This window comes from Aeromonas sanarellii (assembly GCF_000820085.1).
Taxonomy (GTDB): domain Bacteria; phylum Pseudomonadota; class Gammaproteobacteria; order Enterobacterales; family Aeromonadaceae; genus Aeromonas; species Aeromonas sanarellii.
This window is the reverse complement of sequence record NZ_CDBN01000098.1, coordinates 26,420-49,828: the sequence shown is the minus strand read 5'-3', so window position 1 is coordinate 49,828 and position 23,409 is coordinate 26,420. Positions and strand designations below refer to the sequence as shown.

At 61.4% G+C, this 23,409-nt stretch carries 22 protein-coding genes; 19 read left to right on the top strand and 3 right to left on the bottom strand.

Going from position 1 to position 23,409, the window contains the following annotated elements:
* Positions 1-148: 148 nt before the first annotated feature.
* The 6 genes from murJ (at position 149) to ispH (ending at position 7,577) form a co-directional block, all read left to right on the top strand.
* Positions 149-1,711 carry a murein biosynthesis integral membrane protein MurJ gene (murJ, locus tag BN1132_RS18460; protein WP_042079285.1) on the top strand — a complete coding sequence of 521 codons (1,563 nt, stop codon included), beginning with the start codon at positions 149-151 and terminating at the stop codon, positions 1,709-1,711.
* 131 nt (positions 1,712-1,842) lie between these two features.
* Positions 1,843-2,817: a bifunctional riboflavin kinase/FAD synthetase gene (gene ribF, locus BN1132_RS18455; protein ID WP_042079284.1), complete on the top strand. Its 975-nt coding sequence runs from the start codon at positions 1,843-1,845 to the stop codon at positions 2,815-2,817.
* Entirely contained in the window at positions 2,817-5,678 is a 2,862-nt protein-coding gene (ileS, locus tag BN1132_RS18450) for an isoleucine--tRNA ligase (RefSeq protein WP_042079283.1), read from the top strand. Before ribF ends, ileS begins: the two co-directional genes overlap by 1 nt.
* Entirely contained in the window at positions 5,678-6,193 is a 516-nt protein-coding gene (lspA, locus tag BN1132_RS18445; protein ID WP_042079282.1) for a signal peptidase II, read from the top strand. The genes ileS and lspA overlap by 1 nt, the downstream gene beginning before the upstream one ends.
* Positions 6,190-6,642 carry an FKBP-type peptidyl-prolyl cis-trans isomerase gene (gene fkpB / locus BN1132_RS18440; protein WP_042079281.1) on the top strand — a complete coding sequence of 151 codons (453 nt, stop codon included), beginning with the start codon at positions 6,190-6,192 and terminating at the stop codon, positions 6,640-6,642. Before lspA ends, fkpB begins: the two co-directional genes overlap by 4 nt.
* The gene (gene ispH, locus BN1132_RS18435; RefSeq protein WP_042079280.1) at positions 6,642-7,577 is read left to right on the top strand and encodes a 4-hydroxy-3-methylbut-2-enyl diphosphate reductase; all 936 of its coding nucleotides are present in this window, start codon (positions 6,642-6,644) and stop codon (positions 7,575-7,577) included. Before fkpB ends, ispH begins: the two co-directional genes overlap by 1 nt.
* A gap of 201 nt (positions 7,578-7,778) precedes the next feature.
* Here ispH and BN1132_RS18430 read toward each other — a convergent pair whose 3' ends face one another.
* Positions 7,779-8,165: a type IV pilin protein gene (locus BN1132_RS18430; RefSeq protein WP_042079279.1), complete on the bottom strand. Its 387-nt coding sequence runs from the start codon at positions 8,163-8,165 to the stop codon at positions 7,779-7,781.
* 87 nt (positions 8,166-8,252) lie between these two features.
* Here BN1132_RS18430 and BN1132_RS18425 point away from each other — a divergent pair, with 87 nt between their 5' ends.
* The 8 genes from BN1132_RS18425 (at position 8,253) to luxS (ending at position 15,946) form a co-directional block, all read left to right on the top strand.
* Positions 8,253-8,798 carry a pilus assembly FimT family protein gene (locus BN1132_RS18425; protein WP_042079278.1) on the top strand — a complete coding sequence of 182 codons (546 nt, stop codon included), beginning with the start codon at positions 8,253-8,255 and terminating at the stop codon, positions 8,796-8,798.
* Positions 8,789-9,400: a prepilin-type N-terminal cleavage/methylation domain-containing protein gene (locus tag BN1132_RS18420; RefSeq protein WP_157005494.1), complete on the top strand. Its 612-nt coding sequence runs from the start codon at positions 8,789-8,791 to the stop codon at positions 9,398-9,400. The genes BN1132_RS18425 and BN1132_RS18420 overlap by 10 nt, the downstream gene beginning before the upstream one ends.
* Before the next feature lie 4 nt (positions 9,401-9,404).
* A complete protein-coding gene (locus tag BN1132_RS18415) occupies positions 9,405-10,520 on the top strand; it encodes a PilX N-terminal domain-containing pilus assembly protein (RefSeq protein WP_042079277.1) in 1,116 nt (371 codons plus the stop codon).
* A 14-nt stretch (positions 10,521-10,534) separates the two neighbouring features.
* Positions 10,535-12,637 carry a type IV pilus modification PilV family protein gene (locus BN1132_RS18410; RefSeq protein ID WP_052447053.1) on the top strand — a complete coding sequence of 701 codons (2,103 nt, stop codon included), beginning with the start codon at positions 10,535-10,537 and terminating at the stop codon, positions 12,635-12,637.
* Positions 12,638-12,793: 156 nt separating this feature from the next.
* Positions 12,794-14,416, top strand: a complete 1,623-nt coding sequence (locus BN1132_RS18405; RefSeq protein ID WP_042079276.1) for an NAD+ synthase — start codon at positions 12,794-12,796, stop codon at positions 14,414-14,416.
* 9 nt (positions 14,417-14,425) lie between these two features.
* The gene (gene glnB, locus BN1132_RS18400) at positions 14,426-14,764 is read left to right on the top strand and encodes a nitrogen regulatory protein P-II (RefSeq protein ID WP_005308848.1); all 339 of its coding nucleotides are present in this window, start codon (positions 14,426-14,428) and stop codon (positions 14,762-14,764) included.
* Positions 14,765-14,825: 61 nt separating this feature from the next.
* Complete coding sequence (locus BN1132_RS18395; protein WP_167335726.1) at positions 14,826-15,419, top strand: transglycosylase SLT domain-containing protein; 594 nt, start codon at positions 14,826-14,828, stop codon at positions 15,417-15,419.
* A 17-nt stretch (positions 15,420-15,436) separates the two neighbouring features.
* On the top strand, positions 15,437-15,946 hold the full coding sequence (gene luxS / locus BN1132_RS18390; protein WP_042079274.1) for an S-ribosylhomocysteine lyase: 510 nt from the start codon (positions 15,437-15,439) through the stop codon (positions 15,944-15,946).
* Between the two features lie 57 nt (positions 15,947-16,003).
* Here the strand turns inward: luxS and BN1132_RS18385 are convergent, their stop codons facing one another.
* Positions 16,004-17,026 carry a GGDEF domain-containing protein gene (locus tag BN1132_RS18385; protein WP_042079273.1) on the bottom strand — a complete coding sequence of 341 codons (1,023 nt, stop codon included), beginning with the start codon at positions 17,024-17,026 and terminating at the stop codon, positions 16,004-16,006.
* A gap of 133 nt (positions 17,027-17,159) precedes the next feature.
* On the opposite strand from BN1132_RS18385, the gene rnr reads away from it, so the two are divergent.
* From rnr to BN1132_RS18360, 5 genes are all read left to right on the top strand, one after another.
* On the top strand, positions 17,160-19,553 hold the full coding sequence (gene rnr / locus BN1132_RS18380) for a ribonuclease R (protein WP_042079272.1): 2,394 nt from the start codon (positions 17,160-17,162) through the stop codon (positions 19,551-19,553).
* Positions 19,550-20,299, top strand: coding sequence for a 23S rRNA (guanosine(2251)-2'-O)-methyltransferase RlmB (rlmB, locus tag BN1132_RS18375; RefSeq protein ID WP_042079271.1), 750 nt, complete (start codon positions 19,550-19,552; stop codon positions 20,297-20,299). The genes rnr and rlmB overlap by 4 nt, the downstream gene beginning before the upstream one ends.
* 7 nt (positions 20,300-20,306) lie before the next feature.
* Positions 20,307-20,876, top strand: coding sequence for a Crp/Fnr family transcriptional regulator (locus tag BN1132_RS18370; protein ID WP_042079270.1), 570 nt, complete (start codon positions 20,307-20,309; stop codon positions 20,874-20,876).
* A 193-nt stretch (positions 20,877-21,069) separates the two neighbouring features.
* Positions 21,070-21,525, top strand: a complete 456-nt coding sequence (locus BN1132_RS18365) for a GNAT family N-acetyltransferase (RefSeq protein WP_042079269.1) — start codon at positions 21,070-21,072, stop codon at positions 21,523-21,525.
* Positions 21,526-21,626: 101 nt separating this feature from the next.
* A complete protein-coding gene (locus tag BN1132_RS18360; protein WP_042079268.1) occupies positions 21,627-22,463 on the top strand; it encodes a DMT family transporter in 837 nt (278 codons plus the stop codon).
* A gap of 34 nt (positions 22,464-22,497) precedes the next feature.
* Here the strand turns inward: BN1132_RS18360 and BN1132_RS18355 are convergent, their stop codons facing one another.
* Entirely contained in the window at positions 22,498-23,346 is an 849-nt protein-coding gene (locus BN1132_RS18355) for an alanyl-tRNA editing protein (RefSeq protein ID WP_042079267.1), read from the bottom strand.
* Positions 23,347-23,409: the final 63 nt, after the last annotated feature.

Here is a 23,409-nt window from a genome sequence, read left to right as displayed (position 1 = left end):
CCGGAAATATGCCTTCCCAACCACATATTGTCAAATGATTTGTGCAAATAAACACCGCCCCCCGGTGGTGTGTCAGATGGGAGACGGTTAAACTGTCGGCCGATTCTAACAGCATTCTTTTCTTTCCGACAGTTCCAGAGGCCTCGTCTTGAGTAAGAAATTGATCAAATCCGGCATGATAGTGTCCGGAATGACGCTGGCATCCCGTGTGATGGGCTTGGTGCGCGATGTGGTCATCGCGAATCTGCTCGGTGCCGGGGTGGCCGCAGACGTCTTCTTCTTCGCCAATCGCATTCCCAACTTCTTGCGCCGCCTGTTTGCCGAAGGGGCGTTCAACCAGGCCTTCGTCCCCGTGATGACGGAGTACAAGAAAAACGGTGACGAGCAGGCGCTGCGCGATCTGCTGGCCGCGGTGGCAGGTACCCTCGGCGGTATCGTCACCGTAGTGACCCTGCTCGGGGTGCTGGGTTCAGGCGTCCTGACGGCCCTGTTCGGCTGGGGCTGGTTCTGGGACTGGCTGCACGGTGGCCCGGCGGCGGAGAAGTTCGAGCTGGCCAGCCTGATGCTCAAGATCACCTTCCCCTATCTCTGGTTCATCACCTTTACCGCCATGGCGGGAGCCATCCTCAATACCTTCGGGCGCTTCGCGGTTTCGTCGTTCACGCCGGTGTTTCTCAACGTCACCATGATAGGGGCGGCATGGTGGATAGCGCCATTGCTGGATCGCCCCGAGATCTCGCTGGCCATCGGTGTCTTCCTCGGCGGTCTGGTACAGTTCCTGTTCCAGTACCCCTTCCTGCGCCAGCTCAACATGCTGGTCTGGCCCAAGTGGGGTTGGCACCATCCCGGGGTGGTGAAGATCCGCACCCTGATGATCCCCGCCCTGTTCGGTGTCTCGGTCAGCCAGATCAACCTGTTGATCAACACCATGCTGGCCTCCTTCCTGGCCACAGGTGCCATCAGCTACCTCTATTACTCGGACAGGCTGCTGGAGTTTCCCCTCGGCCTCTTTGCCGTGGCCATCAGCACGGTGATCCTGCCAGCCCTGGCCCGCAAGCATGTGGACGCGGATCCGGCGGATTTCTCCCGCACCATGGACTGGGGGGTGCGCATGGTGATGCTGCTGGGCCTGCCCGCCATGGTGGGAATCGCCGTGCTGCGCGAGCCCATACTGCGAGTGCTCTTCATGCGCGGCGAGTTCGGCCTGCACGAGGTGAGCATGTCGAGCGCCAGCTTGCTGGCGTCCACCACAGGCCTGCTCTCCCTGATGCTGATCAAGGTGCTGGCACCGGGCTACTACGCCCGTCAGGACACCAAGACCCCGGTGCGCATCGGCATCATGGCCATGGTGGCCAACATGGTGTGCAACCTCCTCTTCATCTATCCCCTGGGCTACGTGGGGTTGGCGCTGGCGACCGCCTGCTCCGGCACCCTGAACGCGGCCCTGCTGTTCAAGGGGCTCTATCAGCAGAACGTCTACCGCCCCTCCCGCAACACCGGGGTGTTCTGCCTCAAGCTCTTGGCGGCAACGGTATTGATGGGGGGGCTTCTGGCCTATCTGTCACCGGATCTCCCCCAGTGGGGCGCCTGGAGCATGGGCAAGGCCAGCCTGGAGCTGACCCTGCTGCTCTGCCTTGGCGGGGCGCTGTACGGGATAGTCCTGCTGGCGCTGGGCATCCGGCCAAGACACCTGAAATCAGATCGCCAATAGGGAGCAACCCCGTCTCCATGGCGTCGGACACGGCATCGGATAGCTGAAATCGGGTCAACGGCAGGGCTGACCCTGATTGCTGCCTGATATATAATCCGCCGATTTCCATGGCAGCAACGCACAAGGCACTGATGGAGCTCATTCGCGGCATTCACAATATCAAGCCCCGTCACCGGGGCTGTGTATTGACCATAGGCAACTTCGATGGGGTTCATCAGGGACACCATGCGGTGTTGGCCCGTTTGCAGGAGAAGGCCGCGCAGCTCGGCCTGCCGGCCTGCGTCATGCTGTTCGAGCCCCAGCCGCTGGAGTTGTTTGCCGGTGCCGCCGCGCCCGCCCGCCTCAGCCGTTGGCGGGAGAAGTACGAAGCGCTCAAGGCCATGCGGATCGACCGCATGCTCTGCGTGCGCTTCACCCACCGTTTCGCCGAGCAGGCGGCCAGCACCTTCATCGAGCAGCTGCTGGTGGAGAAGCTCGGGGTGCATTACTTGGTGGTGGGCGACGATTTTCGCTTCGGTAAGGGGCGGGAAGGGGACTTCCATCTGCTGGAAGAGGCGGGGCGACGCTTCGGGTTCGAGGTGATCAGCACCCAGAGCTTCCAGCTTTCCCGTCAGCGGGTCAGCAGCACCCTGGTGCGCGAGGCCCTCAGGGCCGGGCGCATGGCGGAGGTGGAGCTGATGCTCGGTCGCCCCTATGCCATCAGCGGTCGGGTGGCCCACGGCGACAAGCTGGGGCGCACTATAGGTTTTCCCACCGCCAATCTGGCCCTCAAACGCCAGGTTGTCCCGGTCGGTGGCGTGTTTGCGGTGGAAGTGATATGTTCCGGCAAGACCTTCCCCGGTGTCGCCAATGTGGGTGTACGGCCGACCTTGAGCGGTACACAAGCCAGATTGGAAGTACATCTATTTGATTTTTCTGGTGATCTATATGGTCAGCAGGTCAAGGTGCTGCTTCGCCACAAGCTGCGCGAAGAGCAGAAGTTTGACTCTTTCTCCGCCTTGAAAGAGCAGATCGAACGAGATGCCCTGGCGGCCCGAGCCTGGTTCGGGCTGCCACAATTTCATTTACCCAGCACTCTTTTAGAAAAGAAGGGAACCCAGGACTGATGAGCGACTATAAACACACCCTGAATCTGCCGGAAACAGAGTTTCCGATGCGTGGCGATCTGGCCAAGCGCGAACCCAACATGCTGAAACGTTGGTACGATCAGGATCTTTACGGCGCCATTCGCCGCGCCAAAGCGGGCAAGCCTTCTTTCATTCTGCACGATGGCCCCCCCTATGCGAACGGCAGTATTCACATCGGTCACTCGGTCAACAAGATCCTCAAAGACATCATCATCAAGTCCAAGGGCCTCTCCGGCTTCGATTCCCCCTATGTGCCGGGCTGGGATTGCCACGGTCTGCCCATCGAGCTGAAAGTGGAAGGCATGGTCGGCAAGCCGGGGGAGAAGGTTTCCGCCGCCGAGTTCCGCGCCGAGTGCCGCAAATACGCCAAGACCCAGATCGAAGCGCAGAAGACCGACTTCATCCGTCTGGGCGTGCTGGGTGACTGGGAACATCCCTACCTGACCATGGATTTCGGCACTGAAGCCAACATCATCCGCTCCATGGCGAAGATCGTGGCCAACGGCCACCTGCACAAGGGCTCCAAGCCGGTGCACTGGTGTACCGACTGCGGCTCCGCGCTGGCTGAGGCCGAAGTGGAGTACTACGACAAGAACTCCCCCTCCATCGACGTGCGCTTCAAGGCCGTCGACGAGGCTGCCGTCGCCGCCAAGTTTGACTGCGCCGAAGGCCACACCGGCAAGGGCGTGATCTCTGCCGTGATCTGGACCACCACCCCCTGGACCCTGCCGGCCAACCGCGCCATCGCCATGCACGCCGATCTGGACTACGCCCTGGTGCAGGTGGAGGGCGAGCATCCCGAGCGCCTGATCCTGGCCGCCGAGCTGGTCAAGGACGTGATGGACAGGGCCGGCATCGAGAAGTTCCACAACCTGGGCTACGCCAAGGGCGCGGCGCTCGAACTGCTGCGCTTCAACCACCCCTTCTACCACTTCGATGTGCCCGTGGTGCTGGGTGACCACGTCACCCTGGACGCAGGTACCGGCGCGGTGCACACCGCCCCTGGCCACGGTCAGGAAGACTTCGTGGTCGGTCAGAAGTACGGCCTGGAAGTGGCCAACCCGGTTGGCAGCAACGGCGTCTATCTGCCGGATACCGAGCTGTTTGCCGGCCAGCACGTGTTTAAGGCCAACGCCTCCGTGGTCGAGGTGCTGACCGAGCGCGGCGCCTTGCTTCACCACAAGGTGTTCAACCATTCCTACCCGCACTGCTGGCGCCACAAGACCCCGATCATCTTCCGTGCCACCCCGCAGTGGTTCATCAGCATGGAGCAGAAGGGTCTGCGCAAGCGTGCCCTCGAAGAGATCGAGCGCATCGAGAAAGAGGGCATTGCCCAGCACGGCCAGAGCGGCTGGGTGCCGGCCTGGGGCAAGAACCGCATTCAGGCCATGGTCGAGAACCGTCCCGACTGGTGCATCTCCCGTCAGCGTACCTGGGGCGTGCCCATCTCCCTGTTCGTTCACAAGGATACCCAGGAGCTGCACCCGGATTCCGTCCGCCTGATGGAAGAGGTGGCCAAGCGGGTCGAGCAGTCCGGCATCCAGGCCTGGTGGGATCTGGACAAGGCCGAACTGCTGGGAGCCGACGCCGACAACTACGAGAAGGTGCCCGACACCCTGGACGTCTGGTTCGACTCCGGCTCCACCCATGCCTCCGTGGTCGATGCCCGTCCCGAATTCAACGGCAAGCCAGCCGACATGTATCTGGAAGGTTCCGACCAGCACCGTGGCTGGTTCATGTCGTCGCTCATGATCGGCGTGGCCATGAAAGACAAGGCCCCCTACAACCAGGTGCTGACTCACGGTTTCACCGTGGATGGCCAGGGTCGCAAGATGTCCAAGTCCATCGGCAACGTGGTCAGCCCGCAGGACGTGATGAACAAGCTGGGTGCCGACATCCTGCGTCTGTGGGTCGCCAGCACCGACTACACCGGCGAGATGACCGTCTCCGACGAGATCCTCAAGCGCTCGGCCGACGCCTATCGTCGCATCCGCAACACCGCCCGCTTCCTGCTGGCCAACCTGAACGGCTTCAATCCGGCGACCGACATGGTGGCGCCTGCCGACATGGTGGTGGTGGATCGCTGGGCCGTGGGCCGTGCCAAGGCGGTACAGGCCGAGATCGTGACTGCGTTCGACGAGTACAACTTCCACGGCGTGACCCAGAAGCTGATGCAGTTCTGCTCCATCGAGATGGGTTCCTTCTATCTGGACGTCATCAAGGACCGTCAGTACACCGCCAAGGCTGACAGCCTGGCCCGTCGCTCCTGCCAGACCGCCCTCTATCATATCGCCGAGGCCATGGTGCGCTGGATGGCGCCCATCATGAGCTTCACCGCCGACGAGATCTGGGCTCTGCTGCCAGGTGAGCGTGGCGAATTCGTCTTCACCGAGGAGTGGTACGACGGCCTGTTCGGGCTGGAAGCGGGCGAAGTGCTGAACGACGAGTTCTGGGCCGAGATCCTCGCCGTGCGCGGTGAAGTGAACAAGGCGCTGGAAGTGGCTCGTGGGGAGAAGCGCATCGGTGGCTCCCTGCAGGCCGAGCTGACCCTGTTCGCCAAGCCGGAACTGGCTGCCCGCCTGAACGCCCTGGCCGATGAGCTGCGCTTCGTGCTGCTCACCTCCAAGGCCAGGGTGGTCAGCGCCGATGCCGCCCCGGCAGAGGCCGTGGCGACCGAGCGCGACGACCTGTGGCTGAGTGTTGCCCAGTCAGCCGCCGCCAAGTGCGACCGCTGCTGGCACCATGTGGAAGACGTGGGTACCATCGCGGGTCACGAAGAGATCTGTGGCCGCTGTGTCACCAACGTCGAGGGTGACGGCGAAACGCGTCAATTTGCCTGATGAACATGACTCAGAACGAGATGAACAACAAAACCGGCCTGCGTTGGCTGTGGCTGGCGGTGCTGGCCTTCGTACTGGACCAGGCGAGCAAGCTCGCCGTGGTCAAGCTGCTGCCGTTTGGCTATCCGGGGGTGGAGATCACCCCCTTCTTCAACCTGGTCCACGTCTACAACAAGGGGGCGGCCTTCAGCTTCCTGGCCGATCAGGGCGGCTGGCAGCGCTGGTTCTTCGCCCTGCTGGCGTTTGCCATCTGCGGCCTGCTGATCCACTGGTTGCGCAAGCAGTCGGTGACCCAGCGCTGGAGCGGTATCGCCTACAGCCTGATCATCGGCGGGGCGCTCGGCAACGTGTTTGACCGGCTGGTGCTGGGCCATGTGGTCGACTTCCTCGACTTCTACTGGCAGCGTGCCCACTGGCCGGCGTTCAACCTGGCGGACAGCTTCATCTTCATCGGTGCCGCCATGATCGTGCTGGATGGCTTCCGTGGCGAGAAAAAACAGGACGCGACCTCATGAGCCAGTCGATTGCTGCGGACAGCAGCGTGCTGTTCCATTTCTCTATCAAACTGGAAGACGGCTCGGTGGCCGACAGCACGGCGCTGCACGGCAAGCCGGCCCGTCTGCGGATGGGAGACGGCAGTCTGACGCCGAGCTTCGAGCAATGCCTGCTGGGGCTGCGCGCAGGGGAGAGCAAGAGCTTCACCCTGGTGCCGGAAGAGGCCTTCGGCCTCTCCAACCCCGATAACATCTACCATCTCGACCGCGCCAAGTTCGGTGCAGATGTAGAGCCCAAGGTAGGTACCATCATACTGTTCGACCAGCCCAACGGCAGCGAGCTGCCCGGGATCATCCGGGCGGTGGAAGGGATGTCGGTCACGGTCGATTTCAACCACCCCCTGGCCGGTCACACCGTCACCTTCGAGGTGGAGATCCTGGGGGTTGATGACGAGGAGAAGGTTCACTGATGGATATTCTGCTGGCTAACCCCCGTGGCTTCTGCGCCGGTGTCGACCGGGCCATCAGCATCGTCGAGAGCGCGCTGGAGAAGTTCGGTGCCCCCATCTATGTCCGCCACGAGGTGGTGCACAACCGCTACGTGGTGAACAAGCTGAAGGAGGCGGGCGCTGTCTTCGTCGAGGAGCTGGACGAGGTGCCGGACGACAGCATCGTCATCTTCTCCGCCCACGGCGTGGCCAAGACGGTGCGCGAGATGGCCAAGTCCCGCGCCCTCAAGGTGTTCGATGCGACCTGTCCGCTGGTGACCAAGGTGCACATGGAGGTCCATCGCGCCAGTCGCAAGGGCTCCGAGGCCGTGCTCATCGGGCATGCCGGCCACCCCGAGGTGATCGGCACCATGGGCCAGTACGAAAATCCCGAGGGGGGCATGTATCTGGTGGAGACGCCGGAGGATGTGGCGAAACTCCGGGTGAAGAATCCGGACGATCTCTGCTTCGTCACCCAGACCACCCTCAGCGTGGATGAGACTTCTGACGTCATCGATGCGCTGCGCCAGCACTTCCCGAAGATCCAGGGGCCGCGCAAGGACGACATCTGCTACGCCACCCAGAACCGTCAGGACGCGGTGCGGGAGATGGCCGGGCTGGTGGATGCCATGCTGGTGGTGGGGTCGCGCAACTCCTCCAACTCCAATCGCCTGCGGGAGCTGGCCGAGAAGGTGGGGGCTCGTGCCTACCTCATCGATGATGCCTCCATGATTGAGACACAGTGGCTGGACGGTGTGGAACGTATCGGGGTGACGGCAGGGGCTTCTGCACCCGATGTGCTGGTACAGAACGTCATCGGTCGCCTGCGCGAGCTGGGTGGCAAGATAGTGACCGAACATCCGGGTCGCGAGGAAAACGTGGTGTTTGAGGTCCCCCCCGAACTTCGTATCCTCTAATGGAAATGCCGGCCCAGCGCCGGCATTTTTGTAGGCAGAGCGAGCAACTCCAGCATCGAGGCTAAAGGCTCTTCCGGGGAAGGGCCATGATTGACACAGGCTTCACTTTCTTCTTATTTCTGTGTTTTGCCTATCCATGACCTAAGCATGAGAGGTATTCCTCTCAGGTATCTTCAACTGGGTGCTGATGGTTATGAAGGCTCACTTCCAGCAGTCGGCAGGCTCCTTCACATCGGCCTTGGTGATGGTGAGCAGGGTACAACCGGTATCATTGCTCTGAGCTCCGCTGGCCTGAGCTTGCAGCTTGTAGGTGGCGGCACTGGTCGAGGCTGCAACCACGGAAAAACTGTAATAGTTGCTGCTGGGGTTGCCAAGATCCGCTAGGTTCGTGCTGTAAGCGCTGCTGGTGATTCGATACTCCTCCTGTTTGAGTTGCATGGTCATCAGAGTCTTGAATGCATCGGCGCGTCGGGAGTGTAACAATCCATTCTGGAAAGAGGGATAGGCGATGGCGGCAATGATGGCCACGATGGCGACCACGACCATCAGTTCAATCAGCGTAATTCCTCTTGCGAAGCGTATTGGCATCGGCATGGTTCCATAAGTGAGTTGAGACTATCATAGGATAGTACTCGCCAGCCCAAGAACGGGCTATAGACAGGAGTCTGGGCAAACATGGAAATGCGGATCAGGCCGGTGTCCGGCTTTACCCTGATAGAGCTGATACTCGCCTTGGCACTGGTGGCGATCCTGGTTGCCGTCGCTCTCCCCAGTTATCAGTCATTACGACAGGAGCAGATGGTCAGAGCTGCGACACAGGCCATCTATACCGATGTCATGCTGCTCAAGTCCGAGGCGGTCAAGCGCGGTGTGCCGTTGACGCTCAAACTCTTCAATGTCGGTCAATCAAACTGGTGCTATCGCATTGCGATTGATGGGACATGCAATAGCTGTGCAGATCAATGTTCTAGTATTGAAGGGAGAAAAGGAGTCAATGCAGACGAATTTGGAAGCGTGATTCTGGACTCCAACTTTACCAAGTCGGGTACGGCTATCGCGCTCGAGTTCAATAACCGTCGCGGAGACTTTCGAAGTCTTTATGGTGGTGTCAGTAATGGTTCCATTTGCCTGAAGATTGGAGAACATGAATACGCGTTGATTGTCTCCAAGATTGGGCGTGTCCGGAGTGATGTTGTGACAGGAACATCGCCATGCGCTTAAGCAAATCTAAGGGCTTTAATTTGGTTGAGCTGATGGTTGCTATGGTGGCGGGCTTGCTGCTGGTTGCGGCTGCTTCGGCGCTCTTTGCTAGCATACTCAAGGCCAACAAGACGGCCATGCAGGTCAGTCGTCTCAATCAGGAACTTCAGTCGATTACGGACATGATGGCTCGTGATATTCAGCGTGCGGGCTATGACGGCAGTGCAGCTGCACATACGTTGGTTTCTGGTGCGACCTCCCCATTCTATTTTGATCCGGCCACAGATCTGGTGAGCGGCTGCATCAAGGTGAAATACGACGACAACGCGGATGGTGTGTTGGACAACACCTCTGCGGCCGGTGAGACACGGTTTTATAACTACAGCAGTGCCGATAAGGCGGTGAGGCTGGGGCAAGGTAGCACAGCTAATTGTTCGGCAGGTAGCAAGCTCAGTTCAGAAGATACGATAGCGGTCAGTGCGTTGAGCTTTAGCATGATCTCCGGTTCTGTCTCAACGGGGGTCAGAACCATCAGACTTACTATCACGGGCAACGATATTAAATCCCCGGCCCTGGCGCTCACTCTGCAGCGGGATATCAAGCTGCGCAACGACGGGTTTTAATGCCATGAAACGTCACGCCGGTTTCACCACCTTTACGGTTACCCTGCTGCTTATCCTTATCCTTGTTGGAGTTTCCCTGCTGGTGGGGAAATTGATGGTGGCCGATCGCAAGGTTAGCGTCAACGAGGTTCAATATCGGCAAGCCTTGGCGCTGGCTGAGCTGGGCATTACTGATGGTCTGAGTCGGCAGGACGCCGGTATTGCCATCCCCAGCGGCGGTTTGACGGTCAGCTCGGCACAAGGCACTTATCTGCTCACTACGACCAACACAACGCCGATCACGGTCGGCTCACCCCCCAATACTCTTGATGTGACCCCGGTGGAGTTGGTGTCCACCGCCACCTTGCCCAGCAATCTGGGAACAGCCACAGTGCGGGTTCAGGTGGCGGCCTATCATCTGCTTTCCGCAGCCAAAGCTGTACCTCTGATGGTCGCGGGAGGGGCCTCTATTGGGGGAAACTTCACTGTGGTTGCCAATCCAAACGGTGGGGGGCCAGGGGTACCGCTATCGGTCTGGTCTGATCAGGCTGTAGGGGGTAGTGGATCCTGGCAGACGTGTCACCAAGGGGATTTTAGCGGCGGCAGCTGCAGTACTAATCTCAGCGATGATAATGATATCGGGCCGGATATAAAGGCAAGTGATCCCACCTTCCCAGACGATCTGCTCTGGTATCTGTTTGGAGAGCCGGATACAGATGAAGGCTGGGCCAACATGTTCGATAACGGGGCGATTTCTATCCCCAATTGCAGCTCTCTGGGGGCGACATCGACCGGGATATTTATTGTCGATGTCGGCGTCGATTGTGACTTCACCGCGAGTCCGATTGGAAGTGCGGGGGCTCCCGTTGTGCTGATTGTCCGGGATGGTGACCTGACGATGAATGGCGGCTTGGTATTCAACGGCATCATTTTCGCGCATTCGGATGATCCGAGTAATCCTCCGCGGGTGAAAGCAAATGGTACGGCAACGGTGAATGGCTCCCTGATTGCCAATGCCCCTATCGATATCACGAGCGGTACTTTCAATGTCAAATACGATCAATCCGTGCTTGACGGTGTTCAACAGGGCGCCAGTTTTCAGACCACAAAGATGGTGCCCGGTAGTTGGCGGGATTGGTAGGGCGAGGAACGCATATGAAAAAGCAGAAAGGATTCGGTCTGCTGGAGATCCTGATTACCCTGGTGCTGCTCGGGGTGGGGGTGGCAGGGCTGGTCTCGCTGGCGCGTGGCATGTTGAGCACGGCCCGGGAAGGAGGGCGGTACGAGATAGCCATGCGATTGGCCGAGTCCAAGCTCGATGAGTTTCGCAACTTCAACGAAGTACGCACTGCGATCCCGCCACTCACCGCTTATAAGGATATTGCCACCGGTAGCGGCAGCCAGTCACTCTCGAACGACAGTTATGCTGTGAACTGGACGGTCACAAATCAGTATCTGAATGGTGGTGTCTGGTCGGCAACTCCGCCTGCCGCTTATCCTTACGACTACCCCGAGCGTAAGCAGATATTGGTTAGGGTAACTTGGGAGGATAACAGTGGCGATGACCGTTCATTAGAGCTAGTTGGCGCAATTTCCCCTACAGGTTCCTTCACCAGCGAAGAAACCGGAGACGGTCTGGTCAAACCTCGTGAAAGTCCCACGGTTGACTATACGCAGGGAAGCGTGCCGGACGTGGTTTCAGTCGCGCTGGGGAATGGCAGTAATAAAGAGACGAGCAAGCCTTTACCCCATATATCGGGAGGATCCAGTTCCAGCCGAACCATTCAATTTGATACGGCGACTTACCAGACTATAGGAACCGGCAGTCAGCGACAGTCGGTTCAGGATACTGCCACGGTTTATTGCAGCTGCACTTTTTCCGGTGGCACAGGAACGGCTTATTTGCCCACACGTCCCTATTATATCGAGTCCGATGATCTGCAATATTGGAAGTCAGGTATACAGTTGAGCAAGTCTGTCGGGGTGCTGAAAGGCAATGCCAATCAGCAGGAAACACTCTGCTCGACTTGTTGCAATGAACATTATGATGTAAGCGCCCAAGGATTTGCCGGCTATTACGCACCACTGAACACGAGCAGGGGCAGATACCAAGCAAGCGGGAGTAGCCTGGTGGCGGCCAGCACAGGTGATTATCTGGATGCCTGCCGGTTTATCCGTATCGATGGTTTCTACCGCCCCGCACCGGATTGGCGCCTTGCGAGCCTAACCAGTTTCTCCGCCAGCTTTCTGAACGATGCCACCAATCTGGCGAACTATCAGGCTTATGTGGTCTATGTGGTGACAGAGCATGCCAAATGGCAGAAAACGGCTTTCGCTGGGACAACTGACAGCAGTTGGTCTGCCCCCAACTCCTCCCCGGCGATCCAGTCATTCAATAGCTGGCTGGCGGCGAACCGGGCTGGTGACAGTACCACGGCCCTGTCGACTTCGATAGGCTCGAGGCAATTGATCAGCCGTGGCATCTACGTGGATATCATGCCCCCCAGCTATCTAAGCGATGAGGTCTTTAAAGGGGGAGTGAGCGAACCGATTCTGGCCAAAATCCCGTTTCAGGATGTGAACATGACGCTGCTAAGCGAATGGAGCAGCAGCGACACCAACAAGGGTACCGTGACGAGTCAGCCGATAGCCACTATCGTTGACCCGGACAACAACTATTACGGTACCTATAGCCGGGGGGTGCTGACGGCCAAGAGTACGACCTTCTCTGGCACTCCGCCAGCCGATAGCCCAATCACCATCACGGTGAAAAGTTATCAGGGTAATTCGGGGGTTGTGGGGTCACCCGTCCTACCTGAAGATGTCACTGCGGCCATGACATCCACCATGCTGGTCAGTATTCAAGATCAGCCGGTTGCCAGTATTCACGGGATTGTAGAATGTTTGCAGCTGAAGACGACGGGCAACGGTAACGGCTTGAAAAACACCTCAGTCTCTTGCGATGCCACCTCTATTGGCCTGACCGTTGGCGTCAACAATGCCAATGTAACCTGTCAAGTGTTGGACCTGGGCAAACCGGCAAAACCAAACTATTCGTGCAGTGGCGTACCAGGCAGCAGCTTTACGCTGACCCTCTCCAAGAGCGGTTACCAGATCACGCCGGCCTCCCAGACATTTACCCTGCCAGCCAGCGGTACCTCGGTGGGAGGGTGTGTGATGATGGTACAGGAGACGTTGCTGACCGCATCACCTGCACCGACGCCGACGCCGACGACGACGTGCACCACAGTGCCTTAGCCTGATGTGCTGTGATATGGAGGCATGTGTATATCCGTCATCCGTCATAGGTAGCGTGATGGAGTAATAACGGATGCCCTTCTCCCCAAGGCGCTGGCACAGCCAGCGCCTTTTCTTTATCATTCCCCATCATTTTCGAATTCAAGATGCATCGCCATGGCAAAAGCCCTCTCTCTGATGCTTGCCCAGTTGAATCTGACGGTAGGCGCCATCGAAGATAACTGTGACAAGGTGTTGGCGGCCGCCGCCGAGGCTGACCAACAAGGTGCCGACCTGCTGGTCTGCTCCGAGCTGGCCCTGACCGGCTATCCGCCGGAGGATCTGCTGCTGCGCGCCGACCTGATGATCCGGGTAGAGGCGGCCCTGGCCCGCATCGCTGCATGGCAGGGGGCTTGCGCCATCCTGGTGGGCCACCCCTGGCGCGAAGGGGAGGCTCTCTACAATGCCGCCTCTCTCTATGAGCATGGCCAGCTGGTGGAGCGCTACTTCAAACAGGATCTGCCCAACTACGGGGTGTTCGACGAGAAGCGTTATTTCACGGCGGCGAGCGAGACCTGCGTGGTGCCGTTCCGTGGCCATCGACTGGGGCTGCTCATCTGCGAGGACTTGTGGCAACCCGGCCCAGCGCTGGCCGCCAAGGCGGCGGGGGCCGATGTGCTGATCACCATCAACGCCTCTCCCTACGATCAGGAGAAACCCTGGATCCGCCGCGAGCTGATGACCGAGCGCTGCAATCAGACCGGGTTGCCGCTGGTCTACCTCAACCAGGTGTGCGGCCAGGACGAGCTGATTTTCGACGGCTGTTCCAAGGTGTTCAACAGCCGGGGCGAGCTGACCCACAAGCTGGCCCCGTTTGCCGAAGAGATGGCGCTGGTGCGCTTTGCCGATGGTCAGCCGGTGAAGGAGCGTGAGCCGGTCGCGCCGCTCGAGCCGCTGGCCGAAACCTATCAGGCGCTGGTGCTGGCGGTGCGCGACTATGTCACCAAGAACGGTTTCCTGGGGGCTGTGCTGGGGCTCTCCGGCGGCATCGACTCGGCGTTGACCCTGGCCATTGCAGCCGATGCCATCGGGGCGGACAAGGTGCAGGCGGTGATGATGCCGTTCCGCTACACCGCGCAGATGAGCGTGGAAGACGCCAAGGAGCAGGCCGAGCGCATGGGGGTGGAGTTCAACATCATCTCCATCGAGCCCATGTTCGAAGGCTTTATGGCTCAGCTGGCGCCGCTGTTTGAAGGCACTGCCCGCGACACCACCGAAGAGAACCTGCAGGCGCGCTGCCGCGGGGTGCTGTTGATGGCTCTCTCCAACAAGCGCCGCCGCATCGTGCTGACCACGGGCAACAAGAGCGAGATGGCGGTGGGTTATGCGACCCTCTATGGCGACATGGCCGGGGGTTTCGACGTGCTCAAGGATGTCCCCAAGACCCTGGTCTTCAAGCTGTGCGAGTATCGCAACAGCGTGGAATACGTGATCCCGCAGCGGGTCATCGATCGTCCCCCGTCGGCCGAATTGGCGCCGGATCAGGTGGATCAGGACAGCCTGCCTCCCTATGACATCCTGGATGCCATCCTCAAGCGCTACGTGGAAGAGGATGCGTCCGTGGCCGACATGGTGGCCGAGGGCTTCGAAGAGGCGGTGGTGCGCAAGGTGGTCCGTCTGGTGGATCTCAACGAATACAAACGCCGTCAGGCGGCGGTCGGCCCCCGCATCACGGCCCGCAACTTTGGTAAGGATCGCCGTTACCCCATCACGTCCGGGTTCGGCAAACAGAACTGGTAAGGAGTCACCATGAAGAAGATTGAAGCCATCATCAAACCGTTCAAGCTGGACGATGTGCGCGAGGCCCTGGCCGAGATCGGCATCAACGGCATGACTGTCTCCGAGGTCAAGGGGTTCGGCCGCCAGAAGGGCCATACCGAACTCTATCGCGGCGCCGAGTACATGGTCGATTTCCTGCCCAAGGTGAAGGTGGAGCTCGTGGTGCAGGACGAGGATCTCGACGCCTGCCTGGAGGCGATCCAGAACACCGCCCGCACCGGCAAGATCGGGGATGGCAAGATCTTCGTCTGCGAGGTGGAGCGCGTCATTCGTATCCGCACCGGTGAAGAGAACGAAGACGCAATCTGATGTGGTGGATGTATCTCGTGATGACAAACGACGCTGAGGGCCTGTCCCTCTGATGACCCGGATGCGTTTCAGGGTGGCGGCCGCTCTGTTGATGACGCTGAGCGCCTGCAGTACCCGGCCGCCCGCCCAGCCGGAAAACCTGTGCCAGATCTTTCGCGAAAAGCCGGACTGGCACAAGGCTGCGCTCAGGATGAACGAGCGGTGGGGCACGCCGGTGCACGTGGTGATGGCCATGATGTATCAGGAGTCCTCCTTCGTGCACGATGCCCAGCCGCCGATGCAGTACTTCCTCTTCATCCCGACCGGGCGGGCGAGCTCCGCCTACGGCTATGCCCAGGTGAAGGACGAAACCTGGGACGATTACCAGCGGGAAACCGGCAATGGCTGGAGTGATCGCGACGACTTTGCCGACGCCATCGATTTCATGGGCTGGTACACTCACAAGGCCCAGCGGCTCAACGGCACTTCCAAGTGGGATGCCTATGGCCAGTATCTCAATTATCACGAAGGCTGGGGTGGCTACCGGCGTGGCAGCTACCGCAGCAAGGGGTGGCTGATGAAGGTCTCCCGCAAGGTGGAGGCCCGCGCCCAGCGCTACGGTGCCCAATACAGACAATGCAAGGATCGGCTTCCCAGCGGGGGCTGGTTCTCCTAACCAATCAGGAGTCAGAAATGCCGTTATTGGACAGTTTTACCGTCGACCACACCCGCATGGCAGCCCCTGCAGTGCGGGTGGCCAAGACCATGCAGACCCCGAACAAGGACACCATCACGGTGTTTGACCTGCGTTTCTGCGTGCCGAACCAGGAGATCCTCTCCGAGCGTGGCATCCATACCCTCGAGCATCTGTTTGCGGGTTTCATGCGAGATCACCTCAACGGCAACGGGGTGGAGATCATCGACATCTCTCCCATGGGATGCCGGACCGGCTTCTACATGAGCCTGATCGGCGCGCCGGATGAGGCCCGTGTCGGTGCCGCCTGGCAGGCCGCCATGAGCGACGTGCTGGCCGTGCAGGAGCAGGGCAAGATCCCCGAGCTCAACGAATATCAGTGCGGCACCTACAGCATGCACTCCCTGGAAGAGGCGCACGCCATCGCCCGCCAGGTGCTGGAGCGCGGCATCGGCGTCAACCGCAACGACGAGCTGGCCCTGCCGGAAGAGAAGCTGAAAAGCCTCTAAGTCGAGATGGAAAAAGGAAGGCCGGTCATTGACCGGCCTTCTTGCGTTCTGGTGTCCTCAGGAGGGCAGGGGCATCACCCGGTTGCGCCCCAGCTCCTTGGCCTTGTAGAGCAGCTTGTCGGTTCGCTCTATCAGGGCATCCGCCGTCTCCTGGCCATTGTATTCCCCCACCCCGAACGAGGCGGTGATGTGATCGATGCGCCGGCCGGACTTGCGATCCAGAATCGACATCCGCTCGATGACGCGGCGCAGGCTCTCCGCCATCTGCCGGGTCAGTGCCAGGGCGCGGCTCGGCACCAGCAGGGCAAACTCCTCGCCTCCCAGGCGATAGGCCGTGATGCCCTCCTTGCTGGCCTCCCGCAGCCGCTTGCCGACGATGCGCAGCACCTGGTCGCCGAGCAGGTGGCCATATTCGTCGTTGAAGTTCTTGAAGCGATCGATATCGGTCATGATCAGCGAGAAGGGTTGCTTGCTGCGGATCAGGCTCTCCATCTCCAGGTCGAAGGCGCGGCGGTTGAGCAGGGAGGTCAGGGGGTCCTCGGTCGCCATCTTGCGGGTCTCGCTCAACGCCTGCTTCAGCTCCTTGATCTCCTTCTCGGCGCTGCTGAGCTGGTTGCGAAAGTGCAGGGTGGACATGCGCACTTCCCTGGATTCGCGCACCAGTTCCCGCAGGATCCCCATGGTGTCCTCCAGGCTCAGCCCCTCGTCATCGATGAGGCTCAGCTTGTCGAAGCTCTTGTCGAGCATGGCCTGGAACTGGCCAGTATCCATCAGGGCGTCCTGCATGGAGTTGCCGAGCTCGTTGGCCATGGCCGCCAGATTGAGTTTCATCGCCTCGAGCTGCTGCTCGTCCTGGCTGGCGAGGTGTTGATGATAGAGGCGCTCGCAGGTGGTGAGGGAGAAGGTGCCCTGCAGTTTTATCGCCTGATCGACGGCCTGATTCAGCTCCGGCATGCCTCCGGAGACGTAGCTGTACCAGAGGTGGTAATTGTTCGGTGTGGTGGGGATTTGATACTTGATCATCAGGGGGACCGCCTGTTTCAAATAGGCGGCCGATTGGGCGAACGAGTCCTTGCTCATGAGTTCCGAGTCTCACATACCTGCAAACTGTGGCCAGTATGACAGAGAGATTGGCCAAAAGGCAGTCGATGGATGCCATTAGCTCCCCCCTTCGATATAATGTCTGCGTTACTACCTACCCTAAGGCCTGCTTATGTCTCAAAAAGATCCTTTCCTCCAACGCGAGGCCGAAAAATACGAAAACCCCATTGCCAGCCGCGAGATGCTGCTGGAGCTCATCAAGGGCCATGAAAAACCCATGTCCCGTGAAGAGCTGGCCAAGGTCCTCAAGCTGACCGAAGAAGAGCCGTTGGAAGCCCTTCGCCGCCGCCTGCGCGCCATGGAGCGCGATGGACAGCTGGTATTCACGCGCAACCAATGTTACGCCCTGCCGGATCGCCTGAATCTGGTCAAAGGCTATGTGCTTGGCCACAAGGATGGATTCGGTTTTCTGCGCCCCGAAGGTGGTGGACCGGATCTGTTCCTGAACAACCGCGAGATGCAGCGCCTGATGCACGGCGACTATGCCCTGGTGCAGCCCACCGAGATCGACCGCAAGGGGCGCCAGGAGGCGCGCCTGGTGCGCCTGCTCAAGGCCCGCGAGGCGGACATCGTCGGCCGCTACTTCGTCGAGAACGGCGTCGGTTTCGTGGTGCCCGATGACAGCCGCATCGGCCAGGACATCATCATCCCGGAAGGGGAGAACAAGGGCGCTCGCCAGAGCCAGGTGGTGGTCGTGCGCATCAACCAGCGTGCCACCGCCCGCTTCAACGCGGTCGGCACCGTGTTGGAAGTGCTGGGCGAGAACATGGCGCCGGGCATGGAGATCGAAATCGCCCTGCGTACCCACGGCATCCCGCACACCTGGCCGGAGGAGGTGACCAAGGAGGTCGCCGGCCTGGGCGAACAGGTGCCGGAGAAGGCCAAAGAGGGGCGCATCGACCTGCGTGCCCTGCCGCTGGTCACCATCGACGGGGAAGACGCCCGCGACTTCGATGACGCCGTCTTCTGTGAAGCCAAGCGCGGCGGCGGTTGGCGCCTCTGGGTCGCCATCGCGGACGTCTCCGCCTATGTGAAACCGGGCACGGCCCTCGACACCGAAGCCTACCAGCGCGGCAACTCCGTCTATTTCCCCGAGTTCGTGGTGCCCATGCTGCCTGAGGTGCTCTCCAACGGCCTCTGCTCGCTCAACCCCCAGGTCGACCGCCTCTGCATGGTTTGCGAGATGACCATCTCGGCCGCCGGCCGCATGTCCGGCTACAAGTTCTACGAAGCCGTGATGAACTCCCACGCTCGCCTGACCTACACCAAGGTGGCCGCCATTCTTGACGGGGATCCCAAGCTGCGTCAGCAGTATGACCCCCTGGTGGGCCATATCGAGGAGCTCAACAACCTCTACAAGGCGCTCAAGCATGCCCGCCATCAGCGTGGCGCGGTGGAGTTCGAGAGCGAGGAGACCCGCTTCATCTTCAACGCCCAGCGCAAGATCGACCGCATCGTGCCGCTGGTGCGCAACGACGCCCACAAGATCATCGAAGAGTGCATGATCCAGGCGAACGTGGCTGCCGCCCGCTACATCGAGAAGAACGAAGCCTCAGCCTTGTTCCGGGTGCACGACCGTCCGGGTGAGGAGCGGTTGACCGGCTTCCGCGACTTCCTGGCCGAGCTGGGCCTGGAGCTCAAGGGCGGGCTCGAGCCCGAGCCGAAGGACTTCGCCGAGCTCGCCGCCAAGTTCGAAGGGCGCCCGGATGCGGAGCTGCTCTCCACCATGCTGCTGCGCTCCATGCGTCAGGCCATCTATCAGGCCGACAACATAGGTCACTTCGGGCTGGCGCTGAAGTCCTATGCCCACTTCACCTCGCCGATCCGTCGCTACCCCGATCTCATCCTGCATCGCGCCATCAAGTACCAGACGGCCAAGGAGCAGCAGGGCAACCTGCGCCACAAGTGGACCCCGAGCGGTGGTTACCACTACCAGCTGGACGAAGTGGATCCCATGGGCGAACACTGCTCCATGACCGAGCGCCGGGCCGACGACGCCACCCGCGACGTGGCCGACTGGCTCAAGTGCGAGTACATGCTGGATCACGTGGGTGACGAGTTCGACGGCGTCATCGCCAGCGTCACCGGCTTCGGCTTCTTCGTGCGCCTGGCCGAGATCCACATCGACGGTCTGGTGCACGTCAGCACCCTCACCAACGACTACTACCAATTCGACCCGCTGCACCAGCAACTGATCGGCGAGAACTTCCGCCGTCGCTACCGCCTGGGTGACAAGGTGAGGGTCAAGGTGATGGGCGTGAATCTGGATGATCGCAAGATCGACTTCGTGATGGTGGAGGAGCCCCTCCAGATCTCCGGCAAGAATGCCAAGCAGGCGGTGCGCAAGATGGCCGAGATCAAGAAGGAGAAGGCCAAGAGCGCCGAGCGCCACGAAAAACGCAAAGAGGACAAGGACCACGGCAAATCCGCCAAGGGCGGCCGTGCCAAGTCCAGCAACAGAAGACCGAGCAAGAAGGCTCGCGACAAGGCCAAGAGCACTAAATGAGTACTGAACTGATCTACGGCATTCACGCTGTCTCCGCGCTGCTGGAGCGTACCCCGGAGCGTTTCATCGAGGTGTGGGCCCTCAAGGGCCGCGAGGACGAGCGGCTGCAGCCCCTGCTGGCGGAGCTGGAGTCCCTCGGCATCAGAGTGCAGAGCGTGAACCGCAAGACGCTGGATGACAAGGCGGAAGGCAATAATCACCAGGGCATCATGGCCAAGGTGATCGAAGCGCCCAAGCTGGCCGAGCACGACCTGGCCAGCCTGCTGGACGGTCTGGCCGAGCAGAAGGCTGAGCCTTTCCTGCTGGTACTGGACGGGGTGACCGATCCGCACAACCTCGGCGCCTGCCTGCGCAGCGCCGATGCGGCCGGGGTGCACGGGGTGATAGTGCCGCGGGACAAGGCCACAGGCCTCACGTCCGTGGTGCGCAAGGTCGCCTGCGGCGCCGCCGAAGTGGTGCCGCTCATCCAGGTCACCAACCTGGCCCGCACCCTGCGCGAACTGCAGGAGCGCGGGGTCTGGATCGTCGGGACTGCCGGCGAGGCGGATCACGACCTCTATCAGGCGAAACTCACCGGCCCCCTGGCGCTGGTGATGGGGGCCGAGGGCAAGGGCATGCGCCGGCTGACCCGCGAGCACTGCGACGAGCTGGTGAGCATCCCCATGGCGGGGGCGGTCTCCAGCCTCAACGTCTCGGTGGCGAGCGGTGTCTGCCTGTTCGAAGCCGTGCGCCAGCGCCGCGGCTGACAAGGCGATGACCGACAGACCCCCCTTTGTCTGGGAACGGGTCACAGATGAGCAGGAGGCCGAGCGCCTCCTCTCTTTTGCCCGGCCGTTGACCCTCGCTTCCAAATCTTGTCTCTGGCATTCCGGCGACAGTCCGGCACTTCTGGTCAGGGTGGAGGAGGGGTTGCTGCGGGCCAAGGTGGTGCTGGCGGATGGCCGCGAGTACATCAAGGAGTTCTACTGGGAGGGGGACGAGTTTCTCGACTTCCACCACCTGCTCAGTGGTGAGCCCGCCCGCTACAGCGTGGAGGCGCTGGAGCCTTGCCGACTGCAGCTTTTCCCGCTGGCGGATCTGCGCCGACTCCCTTGCTGGCCCGCCTGGTATCACCACCTCCTTGAAGTGCAACTGCGCATCAAGGAGGAGAAAGAGCTGTTGCTGCTGACCGGGAGCCCAGAGGCGCGCTATCAGCATTTTCTGCGAAGCTTCCCCGCGCTGGAGGCCAGGGTACCGGATCACCAGATCGCCGCCTACCTCGGCATCACCCCTATCAGCTTGAGCCGCATCCGCAGGCGATTGAAGGCGCGTGACCAGGGGTAATCCCTGCTCGAAGTGGCGCGTGCAGGCTGGCAGATGCAGAGCGTGATGCCGGCGCCAGGCTCTAGGTTCTGTGCACGCCTGTGCGCCAGCCTGAGCCGTATCTGCAGGCCGCTCAAGCCTCTCTTAACCAAGGTTAATGCCGGCGCCGGTTCGAGAGTCTATGCTGGCGGACCGGATCCATGAGGAGTGATCGATGAACTGGAGTCTCAAGCCCTGGTGTGAACTCACCACGGACGAATTGTATGAGCTGCTCGCCCTGCGCGCCGAGGTGTTCGTGGTGGAGCAGACCTGCCCCTTCCAGGATCTGGACGGGCTGGATCGCCGGGACGGCGTACTGCACCTGCTCGGTTATGAGGAGGAGCAGCTGGTGGCCTATGCCCGTATCATGGCCCCCGGCATAGGCGACGAGCAGGGCGCCGCCATCGGCCGGGTGGTCACTTCACCTCGGTCGCGAGGGGGCGGGCTGGGCCACAGGTTGCTCGATGAGGCGGTGACCGCCTGCACGGTCCGCTGGCCGGCGCACAGCATCTGGCTCGGCGCACAAGCTCACCTGCAGGGTTTCTACGGTAAGCACGGCTTCGTGGCCGAAGGGGAAGGGTATCTGGAAGATGACATTCCCCACATGGGCATGCGCAGACAGCCTGCCTGATCAGCCACATGGCCGGGGAAGCGGACGGCCATGAGCGGGCTCTCGCACCACAGTGACGCAAACGGGTATGATGGCGCTCCCTTGCTGATCGGAATCCCGTCGTGACACTCTCCATCTTCGCCGCCATTCTGCTGGCCGCCCTGCTTCACGCCCTGTGGAATGCGCTGGCCAAGCGTCAGGCCGCGGGGCGGGTCAGCGTGCTGCTGGTCTCGCTCTGCTCCGGGTTGTTCTGCCTGCCCTTCCTGCCCCTGGTGGGGCTGCCCGCATCGGCCGAATATCCCTGGCTGGCGCTCTCCATTCTGCTGCACAGCGGATATTGTCTCTTCCTGGGCCGTGCCTATCGGCTGGGGGAGTTTGGCCAGGTCTATCCGCTGGCCCGGGGCTGTGCTCCCCTGATGACCCTGTTGTTCGGTGCCCTGCTGCTCGGCGAGGTGCCAGGGGGGGTGGCAGTGATCGGGGCTCTGGTGCTGGTGGGCGGAGTGCTGTTGATGGCGTGGCGCGGCGGCATCCGGCTGGCACCGGCCGCCCTGCAGGCGGTGCTCATCACGGCGCTGTTTACCGCCGCCTATACCCTGTCTGACGGCATGGGGGCCCGCTCGGCCGGGGAGCCGGTGCGCTACACCCTCTGGCTCTTTACCCTGACCGCGCTGGTGATGCCGCTGCTGATGAGATGGCAGAGCCGCACCGCCTTGCGCACCCTGACCCGGGCCGACTGGTACTCGGGGGCGTTGGGCGGCGCCCTCTCGCTGTTGGCGTACGGTATCGTCATCTGGGCCATGACCCGGGCCCCCATCGGACTGGTGGCGGCGCTGCGCGAGAGCAGCGTGTTGTTTGCGGTGCTGCTCTCCTGGGGCTGGCTGGGGGAGCGGTTGGGGCGGATCCGGCTGGTGGCCGCCCTGGTGATCCTCTGCGGCGTGCTGCTGATCCGCCTCGGCTAGGGCGAGGCGGCAGCAGAGCGCAGGGCTCGGTGGGTCAGGGGCTGACCCGGGTGGTGAGGATGAACCCCTCTTCCCAGGGGGCCAGTTGCACCCGCACCCGGCCCAGTTCGGCCAGGCTGGCGGCATGGGTGCCGCCACAGGGGATGGTGACCTCCCGGCCGTCCAGGGTGCAGTGCCAGTAACGGGAGTCGATGATGGCCTCGCCGGCCCGGCTGCGGCGGATCTCGTCCCCTGCGGCCAGCCAGTCGGCCAGCTGCCGGTTGATCCGCTCTTCTACCTGCGCCAGTTCCGCCAGCAGGGCCTCGGCGTTCACTCCCTTCTTGCGCAGACTCTTGCCGATGCGGTACTGCTCCCGCGAACCACGGGGCTCGACCCGGGAGCGCTGGATGGCGAGGCGATCGAAGTCGGGTTGATCCAGGGCATCCCGCTCGCCGACCTCCTTGCGCCAGTAAGGCATCAATGTCCGGTTCAGGGCCAGGGCCACCAGATGGCAGGCGCTGTGACCCAGGCTCAGGGCGTGGCGCGCCTCGGCGTCCACCCTGAGCTCCACCGGCGTGCCCGCGGCCAGGTCGAACGCACCGGCGAGAGGATGGACCACCACGAAGGCCCAGCCCTCGGCGCCTCGCTTGACCGGGATGGCCAGATCCACGAACAGCGCCCCCTCCGGGCTGATGGCCCCCATGGCGCAGGGCCCGACCACCGCCTCGCCGCCCTCCCAGCGTACCCAGCCCACATCACCGGGCTGATCGGGCCAGAGGTGACTCTGGGGATGGAAGGGGGTGAGATCTGTGACCAGCAGGGTGGGGTCTCCCCGCTCGCAATAGAGGACGCTGGCCGCTTCCTGATGTTGGCCCAGCACGAAGCTGACCCGGGTATGTTCCATGGCAGGGCTCCTGCAACGAGAAAAGGAGAAGGAAAAGCGGCAGCATACGCGAAAGTGCGAAGA

Coding starts and splice junctions, on each gene's coding strand:
- ribF (WP_042079284.1), top strand. CDS start 1,843: ATGGAGCTCATTCGCGGCATTCACAATATCAAGCCCCGTCACCGGGGC.
- ileS (WP_042079283.1), top strand. CDS start 2,817: ATGAGCGACTATAAACACACCCTGAATCTGCCGGAAACAGAGTTTCCG.
- lspA (WP_042079282.1), top strand. CDS start 5,678: ATGAACATGACTCAGAACGAGATGAACAACAAAACCGGCCTGCGTTGG.
- fkpB (WP_042079281.1), top strand. CDS start 6,190: ATGAGCCAGTCGATTGCTGCGGACAGCAGCGTGCTGTTCCATTTCTCT.
- ispH (WP_042079280.1), top strand. CDS start 6,642: ATGGATATTCTGCTGGCTAACCCCCGTGGCTTCTGCGCCGGTGTCGAC.
- BN1132_RS18430 (WP_042079279.1), bottom strand. CDS start 8,165: ATGCCAATACGCTTCGCAAGAGGAATTACGCTGATTGAACTGATGGTC.
- BN1132_RS18425 (WP_042079278.1), top strand. CDS start 8,253: ATGGAAATGCGGATCAGGCCGGTGTCCGGCTTTACCCTGATAGAGCTG.
- BN1132_RS18420 (WP_157005494.1), top strand. CDS start 8,789: ATGCGCTTAAGCAAATCTAAGGGCTTTAATTTGGTTGAGCTGATGGTT.
- BN1132_RS18415 (WP_042079277.1), top strand. CDS start 9,405: ATGAAACGTCACGCCGGTTTCACCACCTTTACGGTTACCCTGCTGCTT.
- BN1132_RS18410 (WP_052447053.1), top strand. CDS start 10,535: ATGAAAAAGCAGAAAGGATTCGGTCTGCTGGAGATCCTGATTACCCTG.
- BN1132_RS18405 (WP_042079276.1), top strand. CDS start 12,794: ATGGCAAAAGCCCTCTCTCTGATGCTTGCCCAGTTGAATCTGACGGTA.
- glnB (WP_005308848.1), top strand. CDS start 14,426: ATGAAGAAGATTGAAGCCATCATCAAACCGTTCAAGCTGGACGATGTG.
- BN1132_RS18395 (WP_167335726.1), top strand. CDS start 14,826: ATGCGTTTCAGGGTGGCGGCCGCTCTGTTGATGACGCTGAGCGCCTGC.
- luxS (WP_042079274.1), top strand. CDS start 15,437: ATGCCGTTATTGGACAGTTTTACCGTCGACCACACCCGCATGGCAGCC.
- BN1132_RS18385 (WP_042079273.1), bottom strand. CDS start 17,026: ATGAGCAAGGACTCGTTCGCCCAATCGGCCGCCTATTTGAAACAGGCG.
- rnr (WP_042079272.1), top strand. CDS start 17,160: ATGTCTCAAAAAGATCCTTTCCTCCAACGCGAGGCCGAAAAATACGAA.
- rlmB (WP_042079271.1), top strand. CDS start 19,550: ATGAGTACTGAACTGATCTACGGCATTCACGCTGTCTCCGCGCTGCTG.
- BN1132_RS18370 (WP_042079270.1), top strand. CDS start 20,307: ATGACCGACAGACCCCCCTTTGTCTGGGAACGGGTCACAGATGAGCAG.
- BN1132_RS18365 (WP_042079269.1), top strand. CDS start 21,070: ATGAACTGGAGTCTCAAGCCCTGGTGTGAACTCACCACGGACGAATTG.
- BN1132_RS18355 (WP_042079267.1), bottom strand. CDS start 23,346: ATGGAACATACCCGGGTCAGCTTCGTGCTGGGCCAACATCAGGAAGCG.